Origin of the sequence: Nannocystis punicea, assembly GCF_026965555.1 — a bacterium.
GTDB classification, from domain to species: domain Bacteria; phylum Myxococcota_A; class Polyangia; order Nannocystales; family Nannocystaceae; genus Nannocystis; species Nannocystis punicea.
The window spans coordinates 6,074,881-6,087,562 of sequence record NZ_CP114040.1 but is presented as its reverse complement, the minus strand read 5'-3'; the positions used below and the strand labels follow the sequence as shown (position 1 = coordinate 6,087,562).

The window sequence follows — 12,682 nt, the reverse complement described above, 5'->3', positions numbered from 1 at the left end:
GGGCGCCGCGGGCTCGCGCAGGTCGGGGCAGCTCGCCGCTCACACTGCGTTGCAGTGACCCTCGAAGCAGCCCTGACCGACGGGGCAGTCGACGTGCTCGGCGCACTCGACCCCGGCGGAGCACAGGCCGAACACGCAGATCTGGCCGACGTCGCAGTCCTTGTTCTTGACGCACATCTTCGGCGCGAAGCACTCGTTGAACAGGCAGAACTCGTTGGGGTCGCAGTCGGCGTTCTGCGTGCACTCGGGAGCGCCGGTGCACACGCCCGCCTGGCAGGTCTGACCCGGCGAGCAGTGAGCGTCGGTGCTGCACTCGCCGATGAAGGTGCAGGTGCTGGCGATGCAGACCTCGTCGGGGGCGCAGTCCTCGTTGCCCACGCACACGGGCGGCGGGGGGTCGACGCACTGCTGGTTGGCGTCGCAGATCTGGCCGACCGGGCAGTCGTCGTTGTCGATGCACTGCGGGGGCGGAGCGTCGACGCACTGCTGGTTGGCGTCGCAGATCTTGCCGACCGGGCAGTCGTCGTTGTCGATGCACTGCGGGACGATGGGGACGCACTGCTGATTGGCGTCGCAGATCTGGCCGACGGGGCAGTCGTCGTTGTCGATGCACTGCGGGGGCGGAGCGTCGACGCACTGCTGGTTCGCGTCGCAGACCTGGCCGACCGGGCAGTCATCGTTGTCGATGCACTGGGGGACGATGGGGACGCACTGCTGGTTGGCGTCGCAGATCTGGCCGACCGGGCAGTCGTCGTTGTCGATGCACTGGGGGACGATGGGGACGCACTGCTGATTGGCGTCGCAGATCTGGCCGACCGGGCAGTCGTCGTTGTCGATGCACTGCGGGGGCGGAGCGTCGACGCACTGCTGGTTGGCGTCGCAGATCTGGCCGACCGGGCAGTCGTCGTTGTCGATGCACTGCGGGGGCGGAGCGTCGACGCACTGCTGGTTGGCGTCGCAGATCTGGCCGACCGGGCAGTCGTCGTTGTCGATGCACTGGGGGACGATGGGGACGCACTGCTGGTTGGCGTCGCAGATCTGGCCGACCGGGCAGTCGTCGTTGTCGATGCACTGGGGGACGATGGGGACGCACTGCTGGTTGGCGTCGCAGATCTGGCCGACCGGGCAGTCGTCGTTGTCGATGCACTGGGGGACGATGGGGACGCACTGCTGGTTGGCGTCGCAGATCTGGCCGACCGGGCAGTCGTCGTTGTCGATGCACTGCGGCGGCGGCTTCAGCTCGCACATCTTGGTCTGCTGGTTGCAGATCTGTCCCGGGGGACAGTCGACGTCGCTCATGCAGATCGGCGGCGGCGGATCCTGGCAGTCGCCGTCGACGCACAGCTGGCCGGCCGGGCAGTCGACGTCGGTGATGCACTCGGGCGGGAAGAAGCAGACGCCGCCGACGCACTGCTCGCCGGGCGGGCAGTCGGCGTCGGTCATGCACAGCTGGCCGGGGATGCACACGCCGCCCTGGCACTGCTGTCCCGGAGGACAGTCGAGGTCGGTCTGGCAGCCCGTGATCGGCACGCAGGAGCCGTTCTCGCACTGGTTGCCGGGCGGGCAGTCGGCGTCGATGGTGCACATGCCGCCGGGCACGCACTGGAAGTCGACGCACTGCTCGCCGGGGTCGCAGTCGGTGTTGTCGAAGCAGAACTGGGCCTGGCAGAAGCCGTTCTCGCACACCTGGTTGGGCGGGCAGTCGGCGTCGATGCTGCACTCGCCCTGGACGCAGCTGCCGTCGATGCAGACCTCGCCGAACGGGCACTGGTCGTTGCTGAAGCACTCGGCCTGGCAGAAGCCGTCGACGCACAGCTGGCCGAACGGGCAGTCGAAGTCGTTCTCGCACTGGCAGAAGTCGCAGCCGACCGGGACGCACTGGCCCTCGACGCACTGCTGCTCGAACGGGCACTCGAAGTCGAACTCGCACTCGCCGGGCAGCGCGCACTGGCCGTCGATGCAGAGCTGGCCCTCGGGGCACTCGAAGTCGTTCTGGCAGGCGGGCGGGTCGACCGGGACGCACTGGCCGTTGCCGTCACACTCGGTGCCCACGGGGCAGGGCGGGCAGGTCGGCGGCGGGCCCTGGCAGACGCCCATGTCCTCGCCCTCGGGGATCACACAGATGGTGCCGGGCGGGCACTCGAGGTTGTCGTCGCACACCTGCGGGCCGACGCACTCGTAATTGAGGCACTTCTCCCCGTCCGGGCAGTCGGCGTCGACGATACATTCGCCGCCGACCTCGATGCACGCGCCCTCGGCGGTGCAGATGTAGCCGTCGCCGCAGTCGGCGTCGCTGGCACAGGGGCCGAGATAGTCGCTGCGGCCGCAACCCACGGCGACGAGGAGGCCGAGGGCGAAGCCGCGGAGCCATTCGCTCACCGGCAGCGGTCGGGCCTGTGCCGTCGGGGCCGGCGCGACGGCCACCTCCGACGATCCGTTCGAACCTGCCGCGCGCGCGCCGCGGAACCATCGAGAAAGCGAAGTCATGGCGTTTAAGCTCCGGCGGGACCCGCCTTCCATGACTGTAGAGCCCGGCCGGGCCGATCGGCAAGCTCGTGGCGGGAAACCGGGGGTCAAACCCGCGCTGAACGCCGGGTGTGCGGCTGGCCCTGGTGCGGTGGGGAGAGGTCGGGCACTCTCAAGGCCGGCGGTGTCTGGCCCCAGAAGAGCGCGGTTGTCCAGTGGGCTGCTCGCGCCGTGGTTGGTCGGACTCATGGTAGCGACAGCGACCCCGGCCGCGAGCGCCCATCCGTGGGCCGTCCGCGGACCGCCGCCCCTGCTGACGCGTGCCGAGGCCGATGAGCCGCCGCCAGGGGCCGATTGGAATCCGTCGGACCTGTCGCCGCCGCAAGCTCACGCGCCGCCGGGGCCCGGGACCGGACCGCCGACGGACCCGGCGCCGACGGCTGCGCTGACGAGCGACGAGCTCGAGGTGACGGCGGTCGAGGTCCGCCTGGAGGTCGTGCGGGGCGGGGAGCGGCTGCCCGACGGTCGCCACGTGCCGCGGTCCGGGGGCGCGGCCGTCGGTCACGCGACCTACAAGCTCAGCCGGCCGGCCCGCGCCGGCGAGGAGCTGGTGCTGCTGAACTTCGCCGAGGCGCTCGAGCGCGAGCCGGTCGAGCTCGACGAGGTGGCCAAGGCGACCTACCTCGACGGGCCGTTCCGCCGCGGCAAGCTGGTCGTCGGCGAACACTCGGGGGCGACCGGGGTGCGGCAGCCGAACTCGCGCCGCGACGTCGAGGTGACCCTGTCCGAAGGGACAGACACGTTGACGCTCGCGTACACGGTCGAGGTGCCGCGCCGCTACTGGCCGTTCGGCTGTTCGCGCCGGCGCTGCAGCCTGAGCGGGGCGGTGGCGCCGCTGCCGAGCGTGAAGGCCCGCGGCGGGGCGCGGCTCGACCCCGACGCGCGGGTGGTGGCGCCGGCGCGCTGGACCGTCGACGCGCGGTTCGCCTCGGTCCCGACATGGTCTCCAGGACATGTCCCGACGGCCCGCGAGGCGAAGCTGCTCGGGCGCGACGAGCTGGTGGTCGCCAGCGGCGCGGTCGGGGCGGCGGAGGTGGCCTATCCGGAGGTGTTCTGGGGCCCGCGCTGGAAGCGGGCCCGCGAGATCCACCGCGGGGTGGAGATCGAGGTGCTGCACATGTTCTGGCGCCCGGGCGACCAGGTGCCCGAAGAGCGCAAGCTGCAGCTGTACCGCGACGTGCCCGGCCACCTGCTGCGGATCGGCCGCGAGGCGGTCGACGTGGCCACGATCGCGGGGCTGGAGCCGCCGCCGGACAGTCGCCTGTTGCTGGTGCAGGGGCCGCTGCGCGCCGAGATCGCCCAGGCGCACCCGTCGGCGGTGCTGGTCAGCGACCAGTTCCTGCAGGTGTCGCCGGGGCGGCGGTTCCAGGGCTTCCATCAGGCGGCGACGGCCCGGGCGGTCCTCGACGCGATCATGTACGGGGCCTACGTCGGTCGCCACGACCCGTCGACCGACCTGTGGCTGTACGACGCGACCGCGACGGCGCTGCTCGACGTGTGGCGGGCCCGCCGGGCGCAGGGCGACGAGTTCGCCAGCGACATCCTGCGCCGGATCACGTTCGTGCCGATGGTCGACAACTTCCTCTACACCGGGCAGGCCGCGTTCGCGCAGAGCTACTTCCGCGGCAGCGAGGACGTGCTGCCGCTGCGCCTGCACCCGCTGTACTTCTCGCACCCGCTGCCGACCGGGCGCCGGATCCACGAGAAGATGATCGACCTGCTGACGCCGGCCCAGCGCGAGGCGTTCTACGAGAAGGTCGTCCGCGATCGCACCGGCGACCCGGTGGCCGCGGCCGAGGCGGCGTACGGGCGGTCGCTCGCGTGGTTCTTCGACCAGTGGCTGGCCCCGTACCCGCCGGTCGACTACTCGGTGCAGCAGGTCGACAGCGAGCAGCTCGACGACGGCCGCTGGCGCCACACGATCACGATCCGCCGGGCCGGCGAACACGCGGCGATCGAGCCGGTGCAGGTGCTGGCGACCGAGCGCGGCGGGCAGCGCCACTACCTGGTGTGGAACGGGTCGACGAAGTCGGGGACCAACATCGAGGTGTCCCCGGGGACAGATACGGTCGACCACGTGTTCACGCTCGAGACGCAGAACCGGCTGCGCTCGGTGATGGTCGACCCGCGCGCGCGCCTGCTCGAGGAGCCGCAGGGCCGCCGCCGCAACGTCGACCCGCTGTACAACAACCGCTCGCCGCCGAGCTTCCGCTTCGTGTACACGGGCTTCGGCTTCGAGGTGTCGGCGTCGGAGTTCCTGGCCGGGAAGACGCCGGCGTCGCGGCTGCAGGCGCTGTCGGGGCGGGTGCTGTTCGAGATGAGCCGCCGCCGCGACCTCAGATCGCTCGGCCACCTGCAGCTGCACCGCGACCGCGAGTCGGCGGCGGCGATCGGCGGGGGGGCGACGATGTGGTTCGGCGAGAAGATCAACCGCCGGCGCCGCCGCGGTCGCGTGCGCCTGTTCGGCGAGGTGCACTCGCTGACGGGCAACGGGCTCGACAGGACCCCCGGGGTGAGGTTCGCGCAGTCGCTGTCGGTCATCGACGACACGCGCAAGTTCAGCCTGTGGCCCGACCGCGGCCACCGGCTGGCGTTCGGCCTGTACGCGCAGGAGACGATCCGGATCGAGGATCCGCCGGTGCGCGACCATCGCCACAGCCTGACCCTGTCGGGCTCGTGGGTGCACATCTGGCCGCTGGCCCACCAGCACACTCTGGCGAGCCGGCTCGAGCTGACGATGATGGTGCCGCTGGTCGGCCAGCCGGAGTTCCGCAGCCTGGTCCGCGCGGGCGGGGTCGACGGCCTCGGGGCCTACGGCGGCAACGAGCTGTTCGGCCGCGGGGTGGCGCTGGCGCAGCTCGAGTACCGCCACATGTTCTGGTCGAACTTCAACGTGAACCTCGTCCACCTGTTCTGGCTGCGCGGGATCGGCGGGACGCTGTTCACAGGGGTGGCGTCGGTGTCGCCGTGCGACACGCTGCGCGGGTGGTTCGGCAAGGAGAGCTGGTACGGGCAGGTCGGCTACGGGGTGACTGCTTTCTTGCAGCTGCTCGGAGTGACGCCGCAGTTCGTCCGCTTCGACGTGGCGGTGCCGCTGGTCCGCCGCCGCACTGCCTGCCTCGACGAGGTGCTGCCCGACTACCTGGCGGACTACCAGGGGGTGGCGCCGGGGGACTTCCAGCTGCCGCGTGTCGGGGTGAACTTGACGTTCTTGCAGCCGTTCTGAGTGGTTTAAGGGACATGTCGTGAGGGGCATGTTCTTTGGGGCATGGTGGTTGGGGCATGGTCTTCTGGACATGGTCTGATGGACATGCGTGGTTCGAGTCCGCGGGGGCCTGGGGGTCTCGCTTCGCGAATTGCCGACTGCGCCTCGCGGGGGGTCCGGGGAAGGGTCGGCGGCGAGTTCAGCGTCTGGATGCGCGCTCGTTCCTCGCGCACATCCTGCCTCGTATTCGCCGCCGACCCTTCCCCGAACCCCTGGCACGGCTGCAGCCGTGAGAGGCCGCCTCGCCGTCGCGGGCTCCGATGGCAGGGGGGGGCTTCGAGCAGGTCACGGGGCGCCTGTTCGACGGCCAGGGCTGGCCGCCGAACAGACGCTTCCTCGCGTCGATCACGGCGTGGCCTCGTTCGCGGCGAGTCCTCGCGCACAGGCGGCGAGCAGGCAGAGGCGGCTAGCGACGGTTCGAGGTAGGATGGGGAGGTGCCGGCGATGCGATCGCGGTTCTGCTGTCCTCGCTGTGGCGAGGCGCTGACGCCGTGGGTGCGAGAGCTCGAGCTGGCGGAGGCGGTGAACCTGCAGGAGAGCAACACGTGGGTGCTGCCTTCGGGCTGGTTCGTGCGCCGGGACAGCGAGTTGCTCGCCGGCTCGGCGTTCACGTATGGGCCGGCGAACCATCCGTGGGTGTTCGCGCCGATGACGAATTGGTGGTTGCGCGTGCACTCGGACCCGTTGCGCACGGTCGGCTGCTGCGGGCTGGCGTGCTTCGGTCCCGAGCGGCCCAACCTGGTGTGTGCGTGCGGCGAGGAGGTGGGGCTCGGTTACTGCGACTGCATCGGGCCGTACTGGTATGCGCTGCACGAGTCGGTGGTGCACGAGCAGGAGGTCGACGCCGCCCCGCCGCAGGCGATCGCGGAGCGGCTGACGCGGCTGCGGGAGCGCGTGGCGAGGCCGATCGTGCGAGCAGGGTACGCGCCCGGAGGGAGGCAACCCCTCCACCACGATCCGTCGAGCTGGAGAGAGGCGCTGCGGCTGGGGGAGGTGCGGGTCGACTGCGGCGGAGGGATCGAGGATCCGGCGCTCGTGATCGCGTCGCAGCAACTGCCGGCCGGGGCGCAGCTGGTGGTGCCGCTGCCGTGGTGCCAGCTGGTGCGCCTGGTGGTGCTGGAGGAGCAGCCGTGGGCCGAGACGGAGTCGCCGCTGACGTGGCAGCACGGCAACGGGCCGGCGGTGTGCGTGTCGCGGCACTCGCGGCAGGTGCTGCTGACGACGTGGGGGCCGGGCGATGCGTCGTGGGCGGTGACGATCGAGGCGCGGGCGTGGGCCGAGGCGTGGGCGCGGTTCGCCGGCTGACGGGAAGGCCAGGCGATGCGGTGACGATCGAGGCGCGGACGTGGGCGCGGTTCGCCGGCTGATGGGAGTGCCGGTGCGGGCGAAGGTCGGGGCGGCGGCTCGCCGATGGACCCGGTGATGTGTCGTGCTCGAGGGCACGGGTCTCACGGCGCGCACCGTCACGCGTGGGTTCGCGGTAGGATGGGAGGGTGCCGGCGATGCAGTCGCGGTTCTGTTGTCCTCGCTGCGGCGAGGCGTTGACGCCGTGGGTGCGCCGGCTCGAGCTGGCGGAGGCGGTGAACCTGCACGACAGCCATACGTGGGTGTTGCCGTCGGGCTGGTTCGTGCGCCGGGACAGCGGGCTGCTCCCGGCGCCGCACCTCTCGGAGCGACCGGCGAACTACCCGTGGGTGTTCGCGCCGATGTCGAAGTGGTGGCTGGGCGTGCACTCCGACCCGCGGCGCACGGTCGGCTGCTGCGGGCTGGCCTCCTACGGGCCCGAGCTGCCCAACCTGGTGTGCGCGTGCGGCCAGGAGGTGGGGCTCGGCTACCGCGACTGCCTCGGGCCGTACTGGTACTCGCTGCACGAGTCGGTGGTGCACGAGCAGGAGGTCGATCCCGATCCGCCACGGGGGATCGCGGAGCGGCTGGCGCGGCTGCGGGAACGGGTCGCGGGGCCGATCGCGCGGATGGGGTACGACCCGGGAGGCCGGCACGCGTCGCATCAGCACGATCCGCCGAGCTGGGACGCGACGCTGCGCCTGGCAGAGGTCACGCTCGACTGCGGCGGCGGGGTCGACGAGCCGGCGCTCGTGATCGAGTCGCAGCAGCTGCCGGCCGGGGCGCAGCTGGTGGTGCCGCTGCCGTGGTGCCAGCTGGTGCGCCTGGCGGCGCTGGGCGAGCAGCCGTGGGCCGAGACGGAGTCGCCGCTGACGTGGAAGCACGAGCGGCGCGGCGGGCCGCGTGTGTGCGTGTCGCGGCGCAAGCGGCGGGTGCTGCTGACGGCCTGGGGGCCGGGCAGCGCGTCGTGGGCGGTGACGATCGCGGTGCGTGCGTGGGCCGATGCGTGGGCGCGGCTCGCGGGCTGACGACAGGTCGTCGCAGGCATCCGCGAGCGACCGAATCCGACGGCCAGGAGGTCATTCGGGGCGCCGCCAGGCCGCATGCAGGACGACTTCGCGCATCCGGACTGGAGCTCCCCTCGTCACGAGGGGCTCTTGGTTGCGAGACAGGATGTTCTTTCGAGACAGGTTCAGCGATCCAGGCGGTGCACGAGCTGTATGCCGCTGCTTCGCGCGCCCGGGCTGGTGCTCCTCCGACCTGTCCCGAGGGACACTTCGTTGCGAGATGAGATGTCCCTCGGGCCAGGTTTACCGAGCGGCGCGCGGCGGTGAGTCGCAGCCGGAGGAGAGAGGCAGCTGTCTCTCGGGTCAGGTGGCTGCGAGGGCGATCAGGGGCAGGCGAGGTCGAGGACGGTGGGGATCGAGGCGTCGACGTGATCGAGCACGGCGACGGCGGCCTCGAGGTCGAGCAGGGGGCTGCAGCGGAGCTCGAAGACCCCACCGACGTGGGTCAAGGCGCCGTCCGGGCCGCCCAGGCCGGCGATGTCGGTCAGCCCGGGGTTTTCGCGCAGGATCAGGCTGCCGTCGACCGTCTGCAGCGAGGCGAAGGCGTCGAGGGCGGTGAGGGCCGGGTTGCAGGCGATCGCTAGGGTGCCGTCGACGCGCTCGAGCGCGGACAGGCCGGTCAGGGTCTGCATGCTGCCGTTGCCGCCCGGCTTTTCGGCGTCGCTGCAGGCGAGGTCGAGGTCGGCGACGCGCCGGCGGCCGATCACGAGGTCGCCGACGACATGGCGCAGGGGCTCCAGGCCGGTGAGGTCGCGGAGGTTGCGGTTCTGCAGCACTGCGAGGCCGCCGGGCAGGGCGGCGAGGCCGGGCGGAAAGCCGGTGAGGAATTCCAGGCCCTGGTTCTCGGCGACGACGAGGCTCAGGCCCTGGCGATCGACGCCGAGCTGCAGGTCGTCGGGGAGGCCGTCGAGGTCGACGAGGGCGTGGTTCTCGCCGATCTCGAGCGCGCCGCCGATCTTCCGCACATGTTCGAAGAGCCCGGAGAGATCGGCCAGGTCGGGGTTGCCGACGATCCGCGCGCTGCCGGCCAGCTCGGTGATGCCGGCGGGCAGGCCGGACAGGTCGAGCAGGCCGTCGTTGTGGAGGACCCGCAGGCTGTCGCCGGTCTCCGCCTGGACGCCGAGCTGCAGCTGCGCCGGCAGGCCGGACAGGTCGACGAGGCGGTCGTCGTTGCGGATGTCGAGCAGGCCGCCGACGCGCAGGTCGTCGGGCAGGCCGGACAGGTCGCGCAGGGCCAGGTTGCCGCTGATCTCGAGGTCGCCGCCGACGGTGACGAGCGCCGCGGGGACGCCCGCGAGCTGCTCGAGGCGATCGTTGGCGCGGATCTCGAGCGAACCGTCGACGCGGGCGAGGCCGGGCGGGAGGCCGCCGAGGTCGTGCAGGCCGTGGTTGGCGGCGATGACGAGGCCGCCCTCGCCGATGGTGGCGAGGCCCGGCGGGAGGCCCTCGAGCGACTTCAGGGCGGGGTTGCCGTCGATCCGCAGGCCGCGGACGCGGGTGAGCGCGGGCGGCAGCGCGGACAGGCTGGCGAGGCGCTCGTTGCCGACGATCTGGAGGTCGCCTTGCAGCTCGGCGCCGGCCGCCGGCAGGCCCGCGAGGTCGACCAGGGCGTCGTTGTCCTCGATGACGATGCTCGACTCGTCGACTGCGACGCCGACGGCGGCGTTGGTGGGCAGGCCGGTCAGGGTCGCCAGCCTGGGGTTGCGCGCGACGACGAGGCCGCCGCCGATCGCACGCACCCGCCCGAGGCCGCCGAGGTCGACGAGCTCGGAGTTGTCGGTGATCTCGACCGACTGCGTGACCCCGCACAGGCACGGCAGCTCGAGGCGCTGGATCCGGGTGCCGTGGACGACCAGTGAGTCGATCTCGACGCCGAGGGTGTAGCCGCTGCAGAACGACTCCATGGTGGCGCCGGCGCCATCGCCCGAGAGCTCGAGGCCCTCGGCGTCGACGGGCGCCTGGCAGTCGAAGGCGGGCTCGCAGGCGGTGGCGAGGGCGGCGACGACGAGGGCCGCGAGGGCGCGGCGCCAGTCCGCGCGGGAGAGGCCGTTGCAGCGCGTCGCCGGGCGTCCGCAGCCGATACCGGCCGGGGCGACCGGAGGACGGGGGGCGCGCGGGGAATGCGGCTGGCCGGCGCGGGTCACGGGGCCTCGCGGGCGCCCGCGGGCGTGGGTGGCCCTTCGAGCATGGCGGATCGGGCATGCTCGGAGGGACAGGGCGTGAGGGACATGGCGTGGAGGCCAGGTACGAAGGGGCGGGCGACCGGCAGAAGGTAGGGCGTCGGTCGCCCGCGCGCGGCGGGCCGCGCGCGGAGAACATTGCCGGACGGACAGGTCGAGGACATGCCGCTTGGGACAGGTGCGAAGGGGCGGGCGGCCGGCTGAAGGCGAGGCGTCGGGCGCCCGCGCGCGGCGGGCGACGCCTGCGCGGGGGGCCGCGCGTCGCGCCAGGGGCGGCGCGCGCGGAGGACATTGCCGAGGGGACAGGTCGAAGAGGACATGCCGCCCGGGCCAGGTGCGAAGGCACAGGTCGCGAAGAGCATGGCGTCGAGGCCATGTTCGAAGGGGCAGGCGTGCGGCTGGCGGTTCGTGGGCATGCCGATCAGCTCGGGCGGACGCGGACGGCGAAGGTGACTGCGGCCTGCTGCTCGCGCAGGCGGAAGCCGCGGGCCTCGTCCTCGATGCAGGTCTTGAAGGCGGCCAGGCGAGCCGGGGGGACGCGGGTCTTCGGCGGCTTGGGGGTGACGCCGGCGAGGCGGCCCTCCTCGAAGCGCAGGTCGACGTCGACGGCCTCGCCCGGGCGCAGGGGGGTCTCGAGCTCGGGCAGGCAGCGGACGAAGCCGAGGGCGAGCGCCTCGGCGCGCTTCTGGTCGCTCTCGGGCAGGAGCGGCTCGGCCGGGGCGCCCGGCGGCGGGGCGGGTAGGACCAGGCCGGCGCCGGCGGTCCGCGTGAACAGGTTGGTGCGGATCTCGAGCTTGCGGCGCGCCTCCGCGAGCGCCTTCTCCGGCAAGTCGTCGGGCGGCGGGGCGGCGGCCGGGGTCCAGGCGACGACGTCGAAGCGCCGCTGCGGGCCGCCGACGAGCGCGCGCAGGAGGTCCTGCAACTGCTGGTAGAGGACGTCGTCGCCGAGGCTGAGGGTGACCATGCGCTCGCGCGGGTAGGCGCGGTCGAGGCGGGCGAGCTGGGCGTCGAGGTCGGACGGGCCGGGCAAGAGGTCGAGCCAGCCGCCGTCGACGCCCAGCCGCGGGCCGCGGCCGGTGAGGTGGATCCGCACCCGCGCGCGCGACAGGACCTGCGCCGCCGGGCCCTGGTCGCTCGGGCGCACGACCTCGAGCGGGAGGACGGCGACGATGTCACCTGTCCCTTCGGGCAGCCTCGGCTCGCGCACCGCCGACTCGATGCGAGCGACGCGGGCGTCGAGCAGGGTGCGGAGGATCGAGTTGAGGGCGGGCGAGGGCAACAGCGGCGGGGCGACCAGGAGCACCGCGCCGCGGCCGTCGCGGGCGAGGGCGGCCTCGACGGCGCGCACCAGCTCGGGCGCGCCGCGGGCGCCGCGACGCGCGCCGGGGCGGCCGAGGTCGACCGTGACGTCCTCGCCGGCGATGCCGACGACCGGGGCGAGGCTGTCCTTGCGGCCAGTCCCGGCGGGCACGCGCTGGAGGTCCCAGGCGGGGTCGCGGGCGGCGGGGAGAGCGGCGAGGAAGGTGTCCTGAAGGACAGCATCGTCGCGGTCGCGGCGGGCCAGGGCCCCCCGCCAGCGCGGCGATGCGGCGAGGGCGTCGCGCTCGACGGTGAGCAGGCGCCACAGCTCGGCCGGCGGCGGCCACGGGGCCTGGGCGTGGACGGCTCGGTCGTCGAGCCAGGCGGCGAGGCTGTCCTCGCGGACATACAGGCCGTGGACCGCGACCTCGAGGCGGCGCTCGGGGACGGCGGCGGCGGCGCCAGCCAGACAGCCGCGGACGTGGTCGTAGAGGCGCCAGCGGGCGTTGTCGGCGGCGCGCGGGTGGCCGTCCTCGGCGATGTTGCGGTAGGCCGCGACCCGCACCGAGAGGTCCTCGCTCCCGGCGACGAGGCCGAGGTCGGCGGACAGCAAGGTGATCGCGCCGGCCAGGAAACCGCGCGCGTCGTCGTCGAGGTCGGGCCGCAGATCGAGGGCCAGAGCCTCGGTGAGCAGCCGCGTCTCGGCCTCGCGGGTGGCCTCGGGTCCGCGGCCCATGGCAGCGCCGCCGAGCGCGGTCCACAGGGCCTCGCGCGCGCCCTCGTCGCCGGTGAAGCGCGCGGCGTCGAGGAGGTCGAGCAGGCGATCGAGGCGGGCCGCGGCGGCCCGCGCGGAGGCGTTGGCGGCCGGGATCTCGGCGGGCTGCAGCGGGTCGGCGTCGATCCACGCGACCGGGCCGGTGTCGCTCGGGGCGGTGGTGCCCTGCGGACGACAGGCGAACAAGGCGAGGCCGATCGCGCCGAGGCGGGCCGCGCGCCGAAGG

6 protein-coding genes are annotated in these 12,682 nt (G+C 73.0%); 3 read left to right on the top strand and 3 right to left on the bottom strand.

All coding sequences use genetic code 11. The features are described 5' to 3' along the window. Positions 1 to 39 precede the first annotated feature (39 nt). A complete protein-coding gene (locus tag O0S08_RS23490; RefSeq protein WP_269041465.1) occupies positions 40 to 2,487 on the bottom strand; it encodes a hypothetical protein in 2,448 nt (815 codons plus the stop codon). 226 nt (positions 2,488 to 2,713) lie between these two features. Between O0S08_RS23490 and O0S08_RS23485 the strand changes: the two genes are divergently transcribed. The 3 genes from O0S08_RS23485 to O0S08_RS23475 all read left to right on the top strand — a co-directional run bounded on the left by O0S08_RS23485 (position 2,714) and on the right by O0S08_RS23475 (position 8,163). After that, the gene (locus O0S08_RS23485; protein WP_269041464.1) at positions 2,714 to 5,752 is read left to right on the top strand and encodes a BamA/TamA family outer membrane protein; all 3,039 of its coding nucleotides are present in this window, start codon (positions 2,714 to 2,716) and stop codon (positions 5,750 to 5,752) included. Positions 5,753 to 6,235: 483 nt separating this feature from the next. After that, positions 6,236 to 7,096, top strand: a complete 861-nt coding sequence (locus O0S08_RS23480) for a hypothetical protein (protein ID WP_269041463.1) — start codon at positions 6,236 to 6,238, stop codon at positions 7,094 to 7,096. 197 nt (positions 7,097 to 7,293) lie between these two features. After that, the gene (locus O0S08_RS23475) at positions 7,294 to 8,163 is read left to right on the top strand and encodes a hypothetical protein (RefSeq protein ID WP_269041462.1); all 870 of its coding nucleotides are present in this window, start codon (positions 7,294 to 7,296) and stop codon (positions 8,161 to 8,163) included. Between the two features lie 362 nt (positions 8,164 to 8,525). On the opposite strand, the gene O0S08_RS23470 is transcribed toward O0S08_RS23475, so the two are convergent. Beyond that, complete coding sequence (locus O0S08_RS23470; protein ID WP_269041461.1) at positions 8,526 to 10,346, bottom strand: NEL-type E3 ubiquitin ligase domain-containing protein; 1,821 nt, start codon at positions 10,344 to 10,346, stop codon at positions 8,526 to 8,528. A gap of 457 nt (positions 10,347 to 10,803) precedes the next feature. Then, positions 10,804 to 12,642 carry an amino acid adenylation domain-containing protein gene (locus O0S08_RS23465; RefSeq protein ID WP_269041460.1) on the bottom strand — a complete coding sequence of 613 codons (1,839 nt, stop codon included), beginning with the start codon at positions 12,640 to 12,642 and terminating at the stop codon, positions 10,804 to 10,806. Positions 12,643 to 12,682: the final 40 nt, after the last annotated feature.